Origin of the sequence: Rothia sp. HMSC058E10 (assembly GCF_001809415.1) — a bacterium.
Classification (GTDB): domain Bacteria; phylum Actinomycetota; class Actinomycetes; order Actinomycetales; family Micrococcaceae; genus Rothia; species Rothia dentocariosa.
Genome location: NZ_KV797619.1, coordinates 307,378 through 325,519, shown reverse-complemented (window position 1 = coordinate 325,519; position 18,142 = coordinate 307,378). Strand labels below are relative to the sequence as shown.

The 18,142-nt window shown below is 49.6% G+C and carries 18 protein-coding genes, 2 tRNA genes and 1 other RNA gene; 11 read left to right on the top strand and 10 right to left on the bottom strand.

Going from position 1 to position 18,142, the window contains the following annotated elements; translation table 11 throughout:
* Positions 1-126 precede the first annotated feature (126 nt).
* Both HMPREF2609_RS04320 and msrA read right to left on the bottom strand, forming a co-directional pair.
* Positions 127-891, bottom strand: coding sequence for a DUF6318 family protein (locus HMPREF2609_RS04320; RefSeq protein WP_070535168.1), 765 nt, complete (start codon positions 889-891; stop codon positions 127-129).
* Between the two features lie 134 nt (positions 892-1,025).
* On the bottom strand, positions 1,026-1,550 hold the full coding sequence (gene msrA / locus HMPREF2609_RS04315) for a peptide-methionine (S)-S-oxide reductase MsrA (RefSeq protein ID WP_048754292.1): 525 nt from the start codon (positions 1,548-1,550) through the stop codon (positions 1,026-1,028).
* A gap of 134 nt (positions 1,551-1,684) precedes the next feature.
* On the opposite strand from msrA, the gene HMPREF2609_RS04310 reads away from it, so the two are divergent.
* On the top strand, positions 1,685-2,575 hold the full coding sequence (locus tag HMPREF2609_RS04310) for a Nif3-like dinuclear metal center hexameric protein (protein WP_048754293.1): 891 nt from the start codon (positions 1,685-1,687) through the stop codon (positions 2,573-2,575).
* A gap of 185 nt (positions 2,576-2,760) precedes the next feature.
* Here HMPREF2609_RS04310 and HMPREF2609_RS04305 read toward each other — a convergent pair whose 3' ends face one another.
* Together HMPREF2609_RS04305 and HMPREF2609_RS04300 are read right to left on the bottom strand one after the other, a co-directional pair.
* Positions 2,761-3,519: an S-layer homology domain-containing protein gene (locus tag HMPREF2609_RS04305; protein WP_239661836.1), complete on the bottom strand. Its 759-nt coding sequence runs from the start codon at positions 3,517-3,519 to the stop codon at positions 2,761-2,763.
* A 273-nt stretch (positions 3,520-3,792) separates the two neighbouring features.
* A complete protein-coding gene (locus tag HMPREF2609_RS04300) occupies positions 3,793-4,578 on the bottom strand; it encodes a YaaA family protein (RefSeq protein WP_048751615.1) in 786 nt (261 codons plus the stop codon).
* Between the two features lie 65 nt (positions 4,579-4,643).
* On the opposite strand from HMPREF2609_RS04300, the gene rnpB reads away from it, so the two are divergent.
* An RNA gene (gene rnpB / locus HMPREF2609_RS04295) (RNase P RNA component class A) lies at positions 4,644-5,033 on the top strand.
* 85 nt (positions 5,034-5,118) lie between these two features.
* Here rnpB and def read toward each other — a convergent pair.
* From def to HMPREF2609_RS04275, 4 genes are all read right to left on the bottom strand, one after another.
* Entirely contained in the window at positions 5,119-5,691 is a 573-nt protein-coding gene (def, locus tag HMPREF2609_RS04290) for a peptide deformylase (protein WP_004004524.1), read from the bottom strand.
* A 61-nt stretch (positions 5,692-5,752) separates the two neighbouring features.
* Positions 5,753-6,946 carry an acyl-CoA dehydrogenase family protein gene (locus tag HMPREF2609_RS04285; protein WP_070535166.1) on the bottom strand — a complete coding sequence of 398 codons (1,194 nt, stop codon included), beginning with the start codon at positions 6,944-6,946 and terminating at the stop codon, positions 5,753-5,755.
* 64 nt (positions 6,947-7,010) lie between these two features.
* Positions 7,011-7,083, bottom strand: a tRNA-His gene (locus HMPREF2609_RS04280).
* Between the two features lie 133 nt (positions 7,084-7,216).
* A complete protein-coding gene (locus tag HMPREF2609_RS04275; RefSeq protein WP_070535164.1) occupies positions 7,217-7,879 on the bottom strand; it encodes a single-stranded DNA-binding protein in 663 nt (220 codons plus the stop codon).
* A 384-nt stretch (positions 7,880-8,263) separates the two neighbouring features.
* Between HMPREF2609_RS04275 and HMPREF2609_RS04270 the strand changes: the two genes are divergently transcribed.
* A complete protein-coding gene (locus HMPREF2609_RS04270) occupies positions 8,264-9,169 on the top strand; it encodes an HNH endonuclease family protein (RefSeq protein WP_070535162.1) in 906 nt (301 codons plus the stop codon).
* 104 nt (positions 9,170-9,273) lie between these two features.
* On the opposite strand, the gene HMPREF2609_RS04265 is transcribed toward HMPREF2609_RS04270, so the two are convergent.
* Together HMPREF2609_RS04265 and mptB are read right to left on the bottom strand one after the other, a co-directional pair.
* A tRNA-Arg gene (locus tag HMPREF2609_RS04265) sits at positions 9,274-9,346 on the bottom strand.
* Positions 9,347-9,518: 172 nt separating this feature from the next.
* The gene (gene mptB / locus HMPREF2609_RS04260; protein WP_037230863.1) at positions 9,519-11,162 is read right to left on the bottom strand and encodes a polyprenol phosphomannose-dependent alpha 1,6 mannosyltransferase MptB; all 1,644 of its coding nucleotides are present in this window, start codon (positions 11,160-11,162) and stop codon (positions 9,519-9,521) included.
* Between the two features lie 256 nt (positions 11,163-11,418).
* Between mptB and orn the strand changes: the two genes are divergently transcribed.
* From orn to HMPREF2609_RS04220, 8 genes are all read left to right on the top strand, one after another.
* Positions 11,419-12,054 carry an oligoribonuclease gene (gene orn, locus HMPREF2609_RS04255; protein WP_004004529.1) on the top strand — a complete coding sequence of 212 codons (636 nt, stop codon included), beginning with the start codon at positions 11,419-11,421 and terminating at the stop codon, positions 12,052-12,054.
* 256 nt (positions 12,055-12,310) lie between these two features.
* The gene (gene rplS / locus HMPREF2609_RS04250; RefSeq protein ID WP_004004530.1) at positions 12,311-12,658 is read left to right on the top strand and encodes a 50S ribosomal protein L19; all 348 of its coding nucleotides are present in this window, start codon (positions 12,311-12,313) and stop codon (positions 12,656-12,658) included.
* A gap of 22 nt (positions 12,659-12,680) precedes the next feature.
* The gene (gene lepB / locus HMPREF2609_RS04245; RefSeq protein ID WP_070535160.1) at positions 12,681-13,313 is read left to right on the top strand and encodes a signal peptidase I; all 633 of its coding nucleotides are present in this window, start codon (positions 12,681-12,683) and stop codon (positions 13,311-13,313) included.
* Positions 13,314-13,418: 105 nt separating this feature from the next.
* The gene (gene lepB / locus HMPREF2609_RS04240) at positions 13,419-14,549 is read left to right on the top strand and encodes a signal peptidase I (protein WP_070535158.1); all 1,131 of its coding nucleotides are present in this window, start codon (positions 13,419-13,421) and stop codon (positions 14,547-14,549) included.
* 163 nt (positions 14,550-14,712) lie between these two features.
* Positions 14,713-15,507: a ribonuclease HII gene (locus HMPREF2609_RS04235; protein WP_070535156.1), complete on the top strand. Its 795-nt coding sequence runs from the start codon at positions 14,713-14,715 to the stop codon at positions 15,505-15,507.
* On the top strand, positions 15,507-15,842 hold the full coding sequence (locus HMPREF2609_RS04230) for a DUF2469 domain-containing protein (protein WP_013398957.1): 336 nt from the start codon (positions 15,507-15,509) through the stop codon (positions 15,840-15,842). The genes HMPREF2609_RS04235 and HMPREF2609_RS04230 overlap by 1 nt, the downstream gene beginning before the upstream one ends.
* Positions 15,843-16,121: 279 nt before the next feature.
* Positions 16,122-16,568, top strand: coding sequence for a YraN family protein (locus HMPREF2609_RS04225; RefSeq protein WP_238789094.1), 447 nt, complete (start codon positions 16,122-16,124; stop codon positions 16,566-16,568).
* Positions 16,568-18,112: a YifB family Mg chelatase-like AAA ATPase gene (locus HMPREF2609_RS04220; protein ID WP_070535154.1), complete on the top strand. Its 1,545-nt coding sequence runs from the start codon at positions 16,568-16,570 to the stop codon at positions 18,110-18,112. The genes HMPREF2609_RS04225 and HMPREF2609_RS04220 overlap by 1 nt, the downstream gene beginning before the upstream one ends.
* The last annotated feature ends 30 nt before the right edge of the window (positions 18,113-18,142 follow it).

The window sequence follows — 18,142 nt, the reverse complement described above, 5'->3', positions numbered from 1 at the left end:
AACCTTCCCATCAAAAAACGTTTCCGCCTGCGCGAAAAACTTCACAAGAATAGAACGTAAAAATATATACGTTCTCTATAAAATCTACCGATAAAACCCTAGCACACCTAAAATGTGTGGAGATTTCTAAGGAGCCTTAGTGCCACCGGGCGAAGCCTGCGAGCCGTCGTCCTTGAGCATGCGCCATGTGCCGTTTTCATATTGAGTGATCACCGAGACCCTAGACCCAGACTGCATAAGGTCATTAAGGGGGTAAGTCTCCTGAGTCTGCGAATTATAGATTTCAGTACCTTCACCAAACTCAACGGTAGCAATCCACATATACGATGTTTCACTCCGCGGATTCTTCACCGGTTTTGCAGAGTTGAGTGAAATTTTCATAGGATGCTGTTCCCCAAGAACCCAGACTACACCGCTGTCGTATAAGGCTTTATAAAGATCAATACTTTCGGTGTAATCGTCAGCCGGATCAGCTTTACGCAACAGAGCACCGTCACCCGTTAAGTAAAGATAATTTTGTGCCTCAACCCAGAAGGCAATGAACGAATACATGCCGTCCACAGACTCTTCATGCATATTTTCTGGTTCCACAGGAGCCGGTACGTTCTCTGCCTTATGCTCGCGGGTGCCCGGTTTGAACTCACCTTTAGAATCGTATTTCTCTAGTTTTACAGGTCCTTGATAGTTCTTCCCGGAACTTTGCAGACCATCCGATGCTGATGGGGAAGCCCCCGCCGCCGAGACTGCGCTCTCAGCAGATGCGGTACCGCCGGGCGATGGAGAAGCATCATTACTTGCCGGCTGAACCTTTGGCGCACAGGCAGTAACCGTTGCCGCTGTGAGACCCGTACCGGTCAAATACACAGCTTGGCGACGTGAAACTAGAGTCATGATGCCCTTTCAAATCTGTACTAATTCCATCATAACGTCATCCTGCATGTGAAACGTGGAAAATTTCCATTTCTCAAGGATAGATTTACGGGGGTTCAAACTCTCAGTGGGGATAATAATGGTCTGATCTGTATTTAGCCTTTCAAAAGATGAGCATATTGTTTGCGTACTTTCGCTACCTTAGGCCCAACTACTACGGAACAGTACCCCTGATATGGGTTCTTCGCGTAGTAATCCTGGTGGTACCCTTCTGCTTCCCAAAACTCAGTCAGCGGTTTAATCTCGGTGACAACTGGGGCGTCGAAGAATGACTGAGCTCGCTCTTTCGCAGCCTCAAACACAGCCTTCTGTTCGTCAGAGGAATACAGCAGCACGGAACGGTACTGCGAACCACGGTCGGCACCCTGCTGATCCCAGCTTGTCGCATCGTGTGCGGAGAAGAAAATATCCAAAATCGCGTCTTCACCTATAACCGATTCATCAAAATCAACCCGGACAACCTCGTGATGCCCAGTCGTTCCCGAGCATACAGACCGATAATCGGGGTTTTGGGTGTGCCCGCCCGCATACCCGCATACGCTTGCTTTCACACCCTGGAACTGCCGAAAAACAGCGTCAATACACCAAAAACAACCGCCGCCAACAACAAAGCTTTTCATAAGACCTCTCCCACAGATAGATGTACATTTCTTTACAGCGTAGCTGTATCAACTATTATTCCCCGTACTCCCTGAGGTCTGCTACGGGACGTGTAATAGCTCGTCTTTCTGCTGCTAGATGCCACAATAGAATCATGACAACACCTACGCTATCCCACATTGTTGATACTTTTCATGGCCTGTATCCGCCGCACCTTGCCGCTAGCTGGGATTCTTCCGGGCTAGTTTGTGGGCGTTTACAGGCACCCGTCGAACATGTGCATTTTGCGGTTGATGCCATATCAGCAACCGCCCAAGAAGCCGTAAATCTTGGGGCCGGTCTTCTTATTACTCACCATCCGCTTCTTTTGCGTGGTACCAGCTTCATGCCCGACTCCGATTACAAAGGCAACGTGCTCCATACCCTCATTGAAGGCGGATGTGGCCTGCTCGGTGCGCACACCAATGCTGATGCCGCCGTCGCCGGTGTCAACGAGGCTCTCTGTGAAGCGCTTAATCTACAAGGATGCGAACCGCTGACTGATCAGCAGCAACAGGAACTTGCAGGTGAGGAATACTGCGTTGGAACAGGTCGTGTAGGTGTTCTTGCCCGCCCTCTTACATTGCAGGAACTCTCTGAAGAACTAGCTGCTGCTTTTCCCGCAACAGCGGGTGGGCTGCGCGTTGCGGGATCCCCACAAAAACTTATTCGTCGTGTTGCTCTCTGCGGAGGCGCCGGTGATTCGTTATTTGATGCCGTGCGGGCATCTGAAGCTGATGTCTATATCACCGCAGATTTACGGCATCACCCTGCCAGTGAGTTCCGGGAACAAGAACTTGTGCGAGGTACTGATACTGCACTCATCGACTGTTCACATGCTGCAAGTGAATCTTTATGGTTAAATCGTGCTGCGGAACGTCTGCAAGAAACCCTAGCGGGCCAGGGATACAGTATTGAAATTTCGGTATCCTCGCTAAATACCGACCCCTGGGATTTTCATGTAAGCACTGGACAAACCATTGGTTCGGCAAGCACACCTCGCTAAAAATATTCAGAACAGCCCGACGGGACTTCTAAAATAAATGTGAGAAAAACTAATATTTTGCAACATGCATTACTATTTTTCCTGAATATTTTTCTGTTGATAATACTACGGCGGCCAATAAAACATAAATATGGCGTGCCCCCTATTCTCTTAGGAGCACGCCATATTTATCTAGACTCTGATTATTAGCGCTTCATATGTGCATAACGGTAAATAAATGCCGCCATTGCTTCACGTGAAATAGGCTCATAGGGGTGGAAAGAACCATCTGACCACCCGGTCGTAATATCTGTACTGCGAAGCCAGGCAATCTCTTTATAGAAAGGCTCGTCTGGGCTCAAATCCCAGAAAGGAGAGACCGCAGGTGCCTCAAACTGAGGGCTGCCCGCGAAGCGGTAGAAGAATGCCGCCATAGCGTTACGATCTACCAGGTCATGCGGGCGGAAAGTTCCATCAGACCAGCCAGTGGTAAGACCCTGCTGATGGAACCACACCATTTCCTTATACCACATATCGTTAGGAGAAACGTCTGTGAAAGGCGACTTTTCGGGAAGGTCAACTTGCGGGGAGCCTGCCAGGCGATAGAAATAAACAGCTATACCCGAACGCTCAATATAATCTTTCGGGTGGTATGTGCTATCTGGGTAACCGATCGTGATTTTACGGTTAAAAAGCCAAGTAATCTCATTATAAAAAGCAGAAGATTCAGGAACGTCAATAAAACGTTTCTGGGGCGAAACGGTCTGCGGAGTTGCGTTACCTTCCACCTGATTTAGGGTCGAGAGATCTTCCTGTGCAACAACGGCAGGCTGCCCCTGAGAATCGGTGGTTTGGGGCTGCTGAGTTTCTGCGAAGACGGGGGTACTAGGTGCAAGAGTAGCGCCAACTAGGGTAAGTGAGCATATAGTCGTGGGAGCTTTACGAAGTTTAAAAGTGAAAGACATACAATAATCCATCATGGCTAGTGCGATATGACTCCCTATAATGTACCAGGGATGTCATATATGGTAAAGGATCTTCGAAGATATTTATAAAACTGTTATAAACCTTGTGAGAAAATTCTCTGGACACATTCTTAGAAAATGTGCCGAGTATACAGAATCTATTTCCTCTACACTTCGAAATTAGAATATAACAGTTCTTTCTTTAGGGTGTTGATAGCGGGAGAATTCTCGTAGATACCAGAAGAATACACGCTATATTCACACCTGAGAAATCTATTCACGGATAATAAGGGTCAGTGTTCCTGCTTTCTTGGGCGTCGGTAAGGTACATTCAAGTTCCCAATCGCGGTCAAGCGCCTCCAAGAATTCTGAAATGCCCGCTGTACCTTCAAAAGGTCGCTCGGTAAGGGCATGAGTGATCACGTAGCGAGCTAACTTTCCGCGATAACGCTTTGCCATATGGGAGACAACCTTGCGTGAACCATCTGCTGCAACGCGTTCAACACGGACCGCTAATGTCTGGGCTGACGGCGATACCCACGATTTCGCGTAAGCGCTGGAACGGCAGTCAAGAATGAGGTGCCCCTGCGCGTATGCGGTCAACGCATTCCCCAAAGCTCCGCGCCAATATGTAGCCAGAGCACCTATAGCGCCAAGCTTGGTTCCCATAGACAGCCGATACGCAGGAATATGATCTTCAAGTTGCACCACACCCCATAAAGCAGATGAAATAAGAACGGACTTCTGAGCTAACTCCCGTTCATCGGGGGAGAAACTGGCGTAATCCAGCGCCTCAAAGAGCACGCCCGTATAGACTTTAGCTGCCGAATGCGCCGGTTCCTCCACTAACCGCGTGTTTCGTTCAATCTCTGCTGTGAGCGATGCACCCACCCCGAGGACATCTAGAGCGTCTTCCTGAGCGGAAACTCGCATGAGTTCTTCCAGCACATCTTCACGTTCGGTTGTGAGCTCTGGAAACGATAACTCGGCAAGATTAACTGGTGCGTGTGTGCGAGGCGCAGGGGTCTTACCCTCAGAAGGAGGCAGAAGAATCAGCATGCTTCTTATTCTACCGGGCAGAAATAGAGCAGCGATAATAACTCCGCTAGAATAGAAGGCTGAAGCAGGGTGCCTGGGCAATCGCGAGATACGTCTTCTGAGGGGTATATCGAGGAAAGTCCGGGCTCCACAGCACAGCATGGTGGATAACATCCACTCGGGGTAACTCGCAGGCTAGTGCCACAGAAAGTAAACCGCCTCATCGAGGTAAGGGTGAAAGGGTGGTGTAAGAGACCACCAGTGGGCGCGGTGACGTGCCCAGCTAGGTAAACCCCATGCGGAGCAAGGCCAAACAGAACACGCCATGATAGGGTAGTGCGCCCGAGCCAGCGGCGCGTGTTCGGGTAGGCCGCTTGACGCTTATGGCAACATAAGCCCTAGATAGATGATTGCCTCAGGTACAGAGCTTTCATCGGTACCGATGACAGAACCCGGCTTATAGGGCACCCTGCTTCTCATGACGCTCGTATACAACACCGGTGCGCCTAATTCTGTGTATCAAGAATCAGGCGCACCGGTAGTGTGGATGATTTTATGTTTTTAATGTCCGAACGGGTCAGGATCTACACCGGGCATCCAACTATTACCCTCAACAGTCCAGCCTTCGCGTTTAACAACTTTCTTCATGCGAGAGGTCCATTTTTTATTAAGACGATTCACATATAGTTTTCCATCAAGGTGGTCGGTCTCATGCTGCATACAGCGGGCAAACCAGCCGGTTGCCTCAAACCTGAGCGGATTGCCTTCGACATCAAATCCATTGACAGTAACCCACTCAGCACGTTTGAGGGGAAAACCGTAGCCTGGGAACGAAAGACACCCTTCTTCTTCGTCATGGGGGTCGGGCTCTGCCGCGGACACCTTGCCGAGAGTCAGCCTGGGGTTAACGATGCACCCGCGGGGAGTAACACCATCTTCATTTTCCATCTGATAGGTAAAAACTCGTAAACCTACCCCGATTTGAGGAGCCGCGAGACCCACTCCGTGGGCTGCATCCATAGTTTCATACATATCGGTAACAAGAGCTTTGAACTCATCGTCAAAGGCCGTGACTGGAGCAGCCGGTCGGTGTAAAACGGGATTGCCATAAATAACAACAGGGCGAATAGCCACAGGTAAATCCTTCGTTCTCGAAATCACAAAGTAAAGAGCTATTGATAGAGTATATTGGTGTCTACTCAGCGAGTAGGTCAAATCCTATGTTATCGCGCAGAAGCTCGTTTGTACCCCCAAAAATAGGCAGTAGCCGTGCCGCGAGGAATGCTTGGGCTGCAGGATGCTCATTAATATAGCCATAGCCGCCGAAAAGCTGCAGACACCGATCGGTAATTGTGCAGGCTTTTTCAGAGGCAAAGACCTTGGCTTTAGCGGCGTCCTCAGCGGTAAGCTCCCCAGCGTTAAAAGCCGCTATAGCGCGTGCCACGTAGAGTTCGGAAAGTTCTGTATTCATGAGAGCATTAGCTAGTTCAAAACGGGTATTCTGAAAATCTGCCACACGAGACCCAAAAACCTTACGTTCTTTTACATACTCTAGTGTGGCGTTGAGAGTAGTCCTGCTGATAACGGCGGACGCAGCGGCAATCGCTAAACGCGCTTGGGGCAGATGCTGTTTGATATAGGTCAAGCCTTGACCGGGCTCACCGATAAGGTTCTCAGCGGGAACACGTACATTCTCGAAGAATAGTTCGGCAGTATCTGAGGCCCGAATACCCATCTTGTCGAGCTGCCGTCCCGGGGTGTAACCTTCAGATTTTTCGACGAAGAAGAGGGAAAATGAATCCTCAGAAGCACGTTCAGAGGAACCATCAGTGCGGGCCAACACGAGAGCTGCATCCCCCGAAATACCGGATCCGATAAACGTCTTCTGCCCGTTGAGAAGGTAAGAGTTCTCATCACGTACTGCGGATGTGCGGCATGCCCGCAGGTCGGATCCTGCACCTGGTTCTGTAAAAGCGCATGAAGTCACGAGGTCACCGCTTACCATTTGGGGTAGCCAACGTTCCTTTTGCTCATGTGTACCGTATGCGAGTAAATAGGGGAGCACCAGATCCTGTTGAAGATGCACTGCGAGCGCAAACCCATATCCTCCAACGGTTGCGAGTTCTTGGGTTAGAACTAATTGATACTCGTAATCGGGCAGCTGGGCTCCGCCAAATTCTTCGGGGACCGCAAGTCCTAATACTCCTGCTTCTCCGGCGGCTTGCCATACTGAGCGAGGCATAATGTGTGCTTGTTCCCATTCGGGGTAGTGAGGGGTTATTTCGTGTGCTACGAATTCACGGACTGCTTCTCGGAACAGCTCATGGTCTTCAGAAAATGTCAGAGTTGATTGCACAGAAAATCCTCTTTCCTCAGGGGAATAAAACATATAAATTCTAGTAGGTAAAGCTATAGGGCCGCTATGGGGATTACCATAACGACCCTAGTGACGGGGTGATCGACGGGGGTTGAACCCGCGACCTCCTGGACCACAACCAGGCGCTCTGCCAACTGAGCTACGACCACCATGTACATCATGCGGTTTCCCGCGCGATTGCAACGGATACTACTCTACATGAGTTCGATAACTTGTGACAAATCAATTCAAGGTGATACGCGGCACGCTATATGCGGTTTTTAGAAGTTGTGGTGTTGAATTCTAGAAGGGCGCCATTTCAGATATTTGATCGCTTTGTTTCTCATGCTCAAAACTATTTGTAGGTTCTGAAGATTGGTGAACAGTCTGGTGCGTATCTGTAGATGCTGAAACAGTGTTTTTGGGTTGTGAAAATTCCCGTTGAGGTGAAGATGCTGTTCCTCGTGGTCCAGCTTCTTGAAGGGTGCGGTTTGGGTATTGCTGTGTACTCGATGGTTGTGGGGGAGCGGCATGGCCGTCCTGCGATACATCCTTCTGAATCGGGTTTGTTGTGTCATCCTGAGTGTGGGATTGCGTGCCGCTGTGCTCTACAGTGCGTGAGAATGTGCTGGTGCCGAAGGTAAGGTCAAGACCGATACTGCTGGCATCAACTTCGACGGATGCACCTTGAGAACCATCTTCGCGTTGCCACTGTTGTGTGCGAACGCGCCCGGTGAGGAGTATGGGACTTCCCACTGTGAGGGAGGCAGCAATATTTTGTGCCAGCTTGCGGTAGGCGCAGACAGTGTACCAGCTTGTTTGTCCCTCGCGCCAGGAGTTTGTTGCTGAGTCAAACCAGCGTGGCGTGCTTGCCAACCTAAAATTGACGACTGGGATTCCGGTCGGAAGTGTGCGTAGCTGTGGGGCGGTTGCGGTAAACCCGCGTAGGATAACAGTATCAGCCATGATAGAGCTCCCTGAAATGTTAGGCGGTGTGTTAATCAGATAATGTGCATCCCCTGTCAGAGTGGGGTGCGGTTTTTCTAGTGTGCCTCAATGTAGTGTGATAAAGAGAGCGTTGTATGTGCACCTGTGGATAGCCTATCTGAACGGGACAAGAATTCTGATCTTGTGGATGAACAAGAGAGGCGGGGAACTTCTGATACGTGTCACAATATTGGTAAAGAAAACCCTTTACCTCTGGATTTCTTTCTAGCTCTATAAACCCCTATCCTTGTAGTGCAATACCGGTGAATCCGGTTTTTAGCATGAGATTTTTCTCATTCGTAAGCTTTATGAGCGCACTGAATCTAACAGCATATCTATGCCGCAGACGTACTGGAGAACATCGTGACAAAGTCTAAAAGGCCTCCTACGCCGAATCTTCGCGATTTTAAGAAGATTGCCGATGTCGACCCGCGCAAGATTTTGCCTCCAGATATGGATCCTAAGAACAAGCGTTTTCTCTATACTGCTTTGGCTATTCTTGTGATCATCGTGCTGATTATTGCCGTTATCTATATTGGGCGGCATAGCCAAGGCGGGCTGTTGGGTAACCCTAGTGCCTCATCTTCTGCTACAGGGGACGGCGAAGAGCAGAACGTCAAAACTGAGTCTCTGGAAGAGGTCAAGAACCCGCATGATGCGGTTGATCCAGCCACAGCATATGCACCTAACTTATCGACGGCGAAGAAGGAGCTTGCTGCCCTGCCTGTGAAAGAGCGGGCATCAAAAGCCGGGTATACGCGTGAGCAATTTGGTGCTGCCTGGGACGATGTCGATCATAATGGATGTAATACTCGTGATGATATTTTGCGTCGTGATTTAACAAATATTCGTTTCAAAGCGGGAACTCGTGCTTGCACCGTACAAACCGGAACTCTTGACGATCCTTATACCGGCAGGACAATCGAATTTAAACGAGGTAAGAAGTCTTCAAGTGCCGTTCAGATCGACCATGTGGTGGCGCTTTCGAATGCGTGGCAGACCGGGGCTCAAGATATTGGCGAGGAAAAACGTCGTGAGCTCGCGAACGACCCCGAGAACCTGGTAGCAGCAGACGGGCCCGCAAATATGCAGAAATCTGATGCTGATGCTTCTGACTGGCTTCCTGGCAATACGGCCTACCGATGCACATATGTGGCGCGGCAGGTGCATGTAAAAGCAAAGTATCAGCTATGGGTCACTGCCGATGAAAAACGCGTTATGGATAACGTGCTGAACTCGTGTAAAGACACGAACCCTGTGAAGAAATAACGGTACACACCTGTTTGCAAGAATGCGCAGGTGGTTACGGGGTTATCGGTACAAGCACGAGCGCCGTTCCCTCAGAATGAGGGAACGGCGCTCGTGTGTACGGGTACCCCAGGAGGGAATCGAACCCCCGACCAAGAGATTAGAAGGCTCCTGCTCTATCCTCTGAGCTACTGAGGCATGCATTTCACTGTCTTCGATATCGGTGTGAAATACATTTATAGAGTACACCGAAAAGTCACATTATGGTAAACGAACTCGAAAAATGACACAAATTTATGGAAAAAATCCTGAATCGCCATAGCATGGTTCCGCACCATGACAGGGGTTTACGCCCAAGTATCCGCCGAGCTTAATGTTTTTGTAATATTTGACGGGTGCGCCGCGCACGGAGCCTTTCACGTGTCTGAGGGAAGAGTTGCCACCACATCCGTGTGATAGTTCGCTTTACCTGATGTGGGTGGAAGCTCAAGTACACCATACGTCGCGTTGCCGGGTCTAACGCCATCAGATAGACGATATAGGCCAGACAGATCAAAATGGCGATAAGACGCGCCATTCCCTGGTTGAAATCGTTCAGATATGGTGAGATGTACAGCTGATCACATACCGCATACGCCATAAAGAACAGGGTTGTCACGAAGTACCACATCAGCTGGAAGTGAGAGCGCAGACCTGTCGCGGCGATCATAGGAACAGCCCAGAGAATGTACCATGACTGAATCATAGGGCTGAAAAAGAGCATGGCGAGAATCGCGAGACCTGCGTACCGCACCACATTACGGTATCGACCGACAAATGCGAAGCTTAACGCGCTCAGGATGCCTAGAAGTTTGCCAATATTCTCAAGAATTTTCTTAACAGTATCGAAAGAGTCGCCGTGTGCGAAAAGCCCAATGAAACCGATCACCAAGCCGATGGGAGTGTACCAAATGTACTGACCGCCCGTAGTAGATAGCGCGCTGACCCAACCGAAACCAAGGTCGCTTATGTAACCTAAAATAGCGAGCTCGGCAAGAAGAATAATTCCTGAGATAAACCAGATAGTGAATTTGCGTACCCAGCTGGCGTTATTACCCGCCCACAGCAAGCCAACAAAGGGGAGCACCACAAGTGCTAGAGGCTTCACCCCGACGCCGAAAGTCACCATCGTAACGCCAAGAACGCCACCATAGACATTGGGGTATCGCTTCGCAAAGTAGAGACCTGCAAGCATAAACATGGTCATCAAGGAATCGTTGTGACCACTCGCTATGAAAGAAGCTATGAACAGGGGATTAGCGCCTACCTGCCAGAGCGCTCGCGTTTGATTATATTTGTAAAGCTGTGCGAGTTTTACGACAAAGAACAAAATGCCGATAACGGCGAGGACACTGACAAGACGAAACAAGAAAATGGCGAGATCGATATTTCCATCGACGATGCGAGCGATGAATTCTTCGATTTTGAGTGAGATAGGCCCGTAGGGCGGAGGAGACTCAGCCCATTGCGGGTCCGCACCATTTTGCATGAAGTTCGCTATCTCAGAAACCCCCTGTTTATAGGGGTTCAGTCCGTGAGCCATAACCATGCCCTGCCCATAGTAGGAAAACATGTCGCGGCTGTAAATAGTAAGAGCAAAAACCTGGGGCAGTGACCAGCAGGTAACAATTGCGATCATCCACCTGAGCGAAGAATTATTCCAGGTACCCATCTTCTGGTAGATACGCAGCCACTCACGGCACATAATCATGGCACCTAGTGAAAGCGCGATAATACAAACGATTACCCACGAAACTTCATAACGTATAGTGCGTATCAGATTGTTGCGCCAAAAACCTGAGCTATCTGCAATCCAACCAACGCCGTATGAGCTGAGAGTGATAAGAATAGATCCAAAGGCACCCAGCAGTAGCGTGCGAAGACGGTTACTGTCAATGTACTTTTGCAGACGCGGCGACGTTGCGGTGGGCTTTGTAAAAAATCTTGACCGCCACTGCATATACCGCGTTTTCATGCGTTAGGAATCCCTTCACTAGGGGTTTTAGCTCTACATCCAATACGCTCTCCATAATACCCGAGCACCTTCATTGTCTCCTGTGTGAAACCCACAAGACTACCGTTCTTCGCACGTGTTTTAGGTCGCGTGTGGAGAAGGTTTAATTCTCATATAGGTCACAATCAAACTTTTTAGGGCGGTAGATACAGAAAAATAAGAAAGCTATGAACTGCTGTAGCTGGGAGAGTACGTAGAAAATCTGTAGAGTTAAAGCGTGAGTATTTCAAGTGAACGTATTGTATGGATTGACTGCGAAATGACCGGGCTCGATCTTACACAGGATGCACTGATTGAAATAGGTGTTCTTGTGACGGATTCTGACCTCAATATTTTGGGTGAAGGCGTGGAGCTCGTGATCAAACCCGGTTCTGAGGCACCCGCTGGCGCTCTCGAGAACATGAATAGCTATGTGCGAAATATGCATGAGTCTTCGGGGCTGCTAGAGGACCTTGAACACGGCGTATCTATGCATGAAGCGCAGGAAGCAGTTCTTAAATACGTCAAGAAGTATGTTCCTGTAGCGGGCAAAGCGCAGTTGGGCGGAAATTCAGTCGGCATGGATAAACGCTTTTTGGAGCGCGATATGCCAGATCTTATGAAGCATTTGCACTACCGCGTAATTGATGTATCGACGATCAAAGAACTCGCCGCTCGCTGGTACCCGGCTGCTCGTCATAATGCGCCAGTTAAGACCGGAAACCACCGTGCTCTTGGAGATATCAAAGACTCGATTGATGAACTCAAATACTACCGTCGCGCAATTTTTGTTCCAGATGCGCCGGATGCGATTACCGCAGCTCGTATAGCTCGCGACGTGGAAGCAGAGCGTCAGACTCTTGAAGAGGCGTAAGAGATACGCCCTCTTAGGCTCTGAAAACGTGCTTCGATAGAAGCTCGTAGTTGCCCACCGGCTACGGCATCTGCCATAATAAAAAACTGTGTTTGCGCTGGGCACGCCCCTGCCGTAGGGGGAAGAGCGACCATAACAGTGCGAACCTTAGAACATCAATCATGTTCTAAGTTATTAGAACTTCTATCCACCACCTTGGACGATAGATTTAATCGAGTCTATTTGACCTGCGGCAGATGACTCAGGAGAACAACACATGCAAACTCTTGACTTCCTCGACAAGAAGTCCCTTCGTGACGATATTCCCGAATTTGCACCCGGTGACACTCTGAACGTTCATGTGAACATTGTTGAGGGTAAGAACCGCCGTGTTCAGGTTTTCAAAGGTTTTGTTGTTGGACGCCAGGGCGCTGGTATTCGCGAAACCTTCACCGTGCGTAAGATTTCTTTCGGTGTTGGTGTTGAGCGTACTTTTCCGGTGCACTCCCCGGTAATTGAGAAGATTGAGCTTGTTAGCCGCGGCGATGTTCGCCGTGCCAAGCTGTACTATATGCGTGATCGCCACGGTAAGGCAGCTCGTATCCGCGAGAAGCGCGAGTTCTAAGACATATCAAGGTCTTATACATATGGAGTTAGCCGATTCTTCGGCAGAACCTCAGATGAGGCGTCATTCCGTTAGGGGATGGCGCCTTGTTCTTGTGGCTTGCGCTCTTGCACTATGCATTATGCTGGGCATCCGTACCTTTATAGCGGATGTTTACTACATTCCATCTAACTCTATGGAACCTACCTATATGCCCGGGGATCGTGTTTTAGTCTCGAAGCTGTCTGGTAGCTCCCACATACATCGAGGCGATATTGTCGTTTTCGATGGTGCCGGTTCACTGTCGCCTTATAAATCAGGGGATGGGTTCTGGAACGACCCAGTAAAACACACAGGTCAGTGGTTGGGTTTAGCCCCTACAGAAACCGTTTACATTAAACGAGTGATTGCACTTGAGGGCGATACCGTATCCTGCTGCACCGACCAAGGAAAGATAACTCTCAACGGAGAGCCTCTCGACGAGCCTTATATCTACCCACAAGACTCACCTTCAACCACAAAATTTGACGTTGTAGTACCGCACGGACGCATGTGGGTCATGGGTGATCATCGCTCGGTATCAGTTGACTCTAGGTCTTTGCTAGGAGCACCTGGTGGAGGGCTAATCCGAACCGATAAGATTATTGGAACCGTGGATTTTCGTCTCCATTTTTGACATCTGTGTATGTCTACAGGCGTAAAACCCCCAAATAAACTGCATTTGAAGGGCAGACACCTATACAATAGCTAAGAACCATTCGCCCCTAGAAAGGTCTTCGATATGGCTAACCAGTACGGCTCGTCACGTTCATCACGCGATGAGAACTCCGTCCCAGCTAACTATCAGCCGCGGAGCCGCCGTGAGCGCCGGGAGCTTGAAGAGCGCCTGGTCTATGAAGAACAAGAACAGTCGTACATTGAGTCGCAAGACGATCCAGAGGGCGAGTATACGGATTATGCTTATGAAGACGAGCAGAATGTGTATGAATCGGAAGAATATGATGCCTCAGAGTATGTGGAATATCCGGAATATGAGGAAGAACCAGTAGATTTTGAGGAAGCCTCGGCTGAATATGACGATTATCTTTCCGAATATGATGGTAATGATGAGGCAGAATATACGGCAGACATAGAAGCTGATGAGGAAGAACCAGAGACAGAACAACCCGCTCCAGCTCTCAGCGCTAAAGAAGAAAAGAAGCAAAGGAAAAAAGAGAAACAGGCTTTGACCCTCAAACAGGCGCAAGCTGAGGGTCGAGTAAGCGAATGGGCTTGGACTCAAGTTCGTGAAACAGGCACGATCATCCTTTATGCTCTGATTATTGCTTTCGTTATTAAAACATTCCTGATTCGCGGCTTTTACATTCCCTCAGGGTCTATGGAAAATACTCTGCAGGTTAACGATCGGGTCTTCATTAACGTTGCTGGATCGTATTTCAATGACCCCAAACGTGGTGATGTTGTTGTCTTTAAAGACTCACAGGGCTGGATTCCCTCAGGGCAGAAGAGCTCCAACCCCATTTCCGATGGACTTACCTTTGTTGGCATTCTGCCCGACACATCCTCAAACTACTTGGTGAAACGAGTTATTGGTCTGCCCGGTGATACGGTAGAAAGTGATGGCAGCGGAAAGATCAAGGTTAACGGTGTCGAGATCACGGAACCCTATCTACATCCCGGGTCAAACCCCTCAGACATTCCCTTTAAGGTGACGGTACCCGAAGGAAAGTACTTTATGATGGGCGACCACCGCGATAACTCTGCCGATTCCCGGTTTCACATTGCCGACGGGCACGCCTTCATCCCACGAGATGACATAGCGGGAACAGTTTTCGTCATCGCCTGGCCGCTGAACCACTTCGGAATGTTGGATGACGAAAAGAAGGTCTTCGACTCGGTCCCTAACCCGTAATTGACCAGCGCGAACATATTGCCCATTCACGAGGTGGAATAGGAAGAAAATCCTATTCCACCTCGTACCTATAAAACTGTATATCTCATATACACGATGTTTATATAGGCGATACCAAGCCCCTCGTCCGTTTGCATTTTCACGTGGAAAGATAAGACTACACATGCATAGCGCGAATCTTGAGCATGAACAAAAACTTTTTACCGCAGGGTATCGCTTGATCGCTGGTCTCGACGAAGTCGGACGTGGAGCATTAGCAGGCCCCGTAAGCGTAGGTGTTGCCGTGTTAGACCAACAAAATCAGCGGATACTTGAAGGACTCACGGATTCAAAAGCTCTAACCCCAAAACGCCGTGAAGCTCTCATACCGCGCATCCAAAAATGGTGTTCCTACGCTATTGGGCACACTACACCCGCCGAAATAGACGTTTTAGGAATGACCTACGCACTGCGACTGGCGGCGCAGCGAGCGCTCGCCGATCTTGCGCATCGAGGTTTATACCCTGAGGCCGTACTTTTGGATGGGAAACATGATTGGCTCAGCCCTCAGCCTGCGAACCTGCTCGATTCTATAGACCCTGTATACCGTCGGTATGAGGAATTGCTTCACCGCGTATGGAACGGTGCTAACTCGGCCGTAGAAAAAGGTTGGAGTGGTCCAGTCACCACGATTATTAAGGGTGATTATCAGTGTGCTTCTATAGCTGCCGCCTCGGTGGTTGCCAAAGTCGATCGTGATGCCTTTATGGAATCCGTATCGGCAGAGAACCCACACTACGGTTGGGCGAAGAACAAGGGGTATGGGTCTGTGGCGCATCGTCAGGCTATTAGCGAGTATGGACCTAGTATTTATCATCGTCTTTCATGGTCGTTACCGGCTACAGAAGAGCAACTGACGAATACACGTATCGGTCGCAGCGAAGTATTGAAAGTTTCGGAAGAAGACGGGGAAAGTTAATGAGTGCAGAAGAACTGGAAAACTATGAGACCGATGCTCAACTAGCATTGTACCGGGAGTACCAAGATGTTATGTCGCTATTTAGCTATGCTGTTGAAACGGACCGCCGGTTTTATCTCGCAAATAAGGTCGATGTAACGCCTCAGATCCGCGAGGGAACCATATACTTTGAGGTCGTGATGAATGATGTGTGGGTGTGGGATGTTTTTCGTACTAATCGGTTCGTCAAGAATGTTCGAGCTTTTTCGACTCGTGACGTAAATGTTGAAGAACGGCTACCAAATCAGGACTTTACGGTGCCAGAAATTGCTGATCTCCCCGATGATTTAGGATAAAAGCGACCGTAGCGCGGCAAAAGACTGAGCTTAATATAGCGGTTTATAGTCGGCTCTCAAACTCAATTTTTTGGGGTTAATGGGAAGTTTTTCGTATAAATCGCTGTGGATAACAAAGAAAAGTGTCCCACTCCTTTAGGTTTTCCACAAATCTCAGAGTAGAGCCCGCGTACTATGGATACAGCGGTCATAGTAGAGGCAAGAACATCTGCTATGCGCCAAGAATCTGGGGAGCTAGTGAGCTTCGCATGAGTTTTGGTGTTCTCATGAGGAGCCACTATGACCGCTATAACGTCGCGCACGCCATCGAGCCGCACACTGGGAAAGCCAAGCTGGATTCGTAGACCTGCGAAGGCACATCGGGTGGGGCGCTGGGGCGAAGACCTAGTTGCCCAGATTCTTAGTGTTAATGGGTACCGGATTCTGGAACGTAACTGGCGTCCGCCCGCAGGGCTAGATATTCCGTTGCGGGGAGAGCTAGATCTTATTGCTATTACTCCCCAGGACGAGCTGGCTTTTGTCGAAGTTAAAACTCGATCCTCAGAAGAGTACGGGCATCCTTTTGAAGCTATCAATGGTGATAAGGCTAAACGCACACGTGAACTCGCTATACTATGGTGTCGTCTACGCGAGAACCTTGATTTTGGGCATTTTCGTGTTGATGCTATTGCAGTGACAGGAACTCCTGAAAAGTTCACCTTCGAACACTTGATGGGGGTGGCGTAGTGGGGTTTGCACGTACGTACTCTGTAGCTTTGGTTGGGCTTCACGGCCATATCGTTGATGTTGAGGCGGATGTCTCTCAGGGGCTTCCCGGGTTTGTGCTCTTGGGCCTTCCTGATACAGCTCTTAACGAATCTAAAGAGCGTGTTCGCTCTGCCGCTAAGAACTCGGGTATTTCGTTAACACAGCACAGACTCACCATTAATCTGACACCCGCAACACTGCCTAAGCGTGGCTCTGGGTTTGATCTTGCGATGGTAATCGCGGCTCTGCAAGCTGAACGAAATTTACATCCTAGCGGCGATTGCGTTTTTCTTGGGGAGCTAGGGCTCGACGGTTCTTTGCGGTCTGTTCCTGGCATACTGCCAGCTGTAAAAGCTGCCGCTGATGCGGGGCACTCGCGCGTAGTGGTGCCCCATGCCAACGTTGCAGAGGCATCGTTAATCCCGGAAATTCAGGTTGCCGGATTTCGGTGTTTGGCAGAAGTATTTTCTGCTTTCGGAGCGAGCACAGAGAACCTGAAATATCCACCAGCGCCGGTTGAGCCGATGACTCCGAATCCTTCTGCGCATACTGCGGTATTAGCTGATATGTCTGATGTTGCGGGGCAACAACAGGGAAGATTTGCCCTCGAAATTGCTGCCGCCGGGGGACATCATATTTTGTTGCAGGGTCCTCCCGGATCTGGGAAAACAATGCTGGCAGAGCGGCTTCCTACTATTCTGCCTCTTCTTGATGATGAAGCAGCTATGGAGGTAACAGCGATTCAATCGCTCTGCTCATCGGACGCATCTTTGAGCGAACTAGTGCGTATACCGCCTTTTGAAGCTCCGCACCATAGCGCATCTGCACCCGCTATTTTGGGAGGAGGCAGCGGAATACCGCGACCGGGTTGCGTTTCAAAAGCCCATCGCGGAGTACTTTTTCTGGACGAAGCTCCAGAGTTTAAACGTACAGTGCTCGATTCGTTGCGCCAGCCTTTGGAAAGCGGAGAAATAGTTCTTGATCGAGCTGCGGCCTCAGCAATTTACCCGGCCCGGTTTCAATTAGTTCTTGCTGCCAACCCTTGCCCTTGTGGAATGAACGTAGGTACCGGTGCTGATTGCACCTGTACCCCTCGTGAGCGACGCTCATATTTCAGTCGTTTATCGGGACCACTTCTTGACCGTATAGACCTTAATCTGATGGTTCCTAAAGTATCCTCCGCCGAGCTTGCCAGCCAAGAACGCGGGGAAAGTTCTCGCAGTATTCGAGAAAGGATTATCACAGCTCGTGCTGCCCAGGTGGAAAGATTATCTCCCTTTGGGTTACGGGTTAACGCTGAGACGAATGGAAAAATTCTACGTGGACCGCTTCGGCTGAACTCAACCTTGGTACAAGGTCTTAACCGAGCCGTAGACCGGGGCACTTTAACAGCGCGCGGATACGATCGCGTGTTACGCACCGCATGGACTCTGAGCGACCTAGACGGCACGACCTCACCCCAACAGGAACATCTTGATGTGGCTTTATTCCTGCGGCAGCAGGGTGGGCATCAAGGGCTATAAAAATTATCCACGTTGATGGAATAAACGAGC